The following is a 1,345-nucleotide window of genomic DNA, read 5'->3' as shown; positions in this document are numbered from 1 at the left end:
CAGGGCTTGATCAAGTTCCGTTGAGATCCGGCTTGGGGACGATACCCAGGATGGGAAGGGCTCGTTCTGGTTGGTCGCGGATGGCGCGGGTGGTCTTGGCGATGTTGGTCGCTCCTAGGGTTTTGAGGGCGCCGATCGCGAGGTTGCGGAACGTGGCCATGGCGCGGGGTGCGTTGCCGGTGTGGACGGTGGAGGCGTCCTCGGCGAAGGTGCGGTCGCGGATGTGGTGCTGAGCCTCCACGATCCAGTGTCCGCGCAGGTAGGAGGCGAATTCCGCTGGTCTCGCCTGGTGGGTGTCGAGGCTGGTGACCGCGTAGACGGTCTCGCGGGTCTGCCTCGCGCCGGCTGCCTTGCGGCGGCGGTGGACGCGAAGGGCGAGCTTGGCGTGGGGGAAGGCGATGCCGCCGAGGTTGTCGGCGATGGCGAGGGTCTTGATCGAGCGGGACTCGCGGCGGCCGTGCCCTGTGTTCGAGGTGCTGTGCTGGACGGCCACCGCGTTCCAGTCCAGGCAGTCCAACTGTGCCCACGCAGTGCGCTGGTTGGGCTTGATGACCGCGATGTAGTGGGCTCTCTTGACCTCGACCAGCCAGGTGGCGTTGGCCTTCACGGTGTGCAGCGCGTCGAAGGTGACGACCTGCCCGTCCAGGTCGAGCGGTGCGAGCAGGGGCCGGAAGTGCCGCACCTCGTTGGTCTTGGATCCGACCTCGGCTTGGGCGAGGGTGACCGGGCGGCTGTGGGTGACGGCGGACAGCAGGTGCCGGCGTGGCTGGTCCAGGCGGGCGGAGCCGCGCAGTGCCTTGCCGTCCACGGCGATCATCCGCCGTCCACCTGGGGCTGCTGTGGTCGCAGCGGTGTGGCGGTGGGCCAGCCAGGCCCCCACGGCCACGTCAAGTGCGTCGGTGTCGAGGCGTTCGAGGAGCCGCCCTATCGCCGACCTGGACGGCGCGTGCCGCCAGCGCAGCAGGTGGCGGCGAACACCGAGAGTGGCGAGCAGCCGGGTGTCGGCGCGGGCGCCCCACTCGGCGAGTTCGTCGATGGTCCGGGCACCGGAGACCGCGGCTGCCGCGCAGACCAGCAGGATCGAGGCAAGCGAGTACCAGCGGCCCCGCCGGGAGCGCGGATCGGGAACCGCCTCCAGGAAAACGCGCAGGTCAGGCACGTCCTCAGGGTTAAGGGGACCCAGCTTGGCCAACACGGCGGGGATCGGGGAAGATGAGACAGCGGACACGGGAACCTTCTTGATCACTCGGCTTCGACACCTGAATGATCACGGACCCGTGTCCGCTCCGTCATCCACCCCAACCTCAGACGCGTTGGGCGAACCCGGGAACTTGCACAAGCCCTG

The 1,345-nt window shown here is 68.9% G+C and carries 1 protein-coding gene; it reads right to left on the bottom strand.

Annotated features, from left to right (window positions below; translation table 11 throughout):
* Positions 1-10: 10 nt before the first annotated feature.
* The gene (locus tag K7G61_RS35840; RefSeq protein WP_225851336.1) at positions 11-1,159 is read right to left on the bottom strand and encodes an ISAs1 family transposase; all 1,149 of its coding nucleotides are present in this window, start codon (positions 1,157-1,159) and stop codon (positions 11-13) included.
* Positions 1,160-1,345: the final 186 nt, after the last annotated feature.

The organism is Streptomyces sp. HPF1205, from assembly GCF_020400825.1.
GTDB lineage: Bacteria > Actinomycetota > Actinomycetes > Streptomycetales > Streptomycetaceae > Actinacidiphila.
The sequence above is the reverse complement of the archived record's forward strand: the minus strand, read 5'-3'. Positions and strand labels throughout refer to the sequence as shown.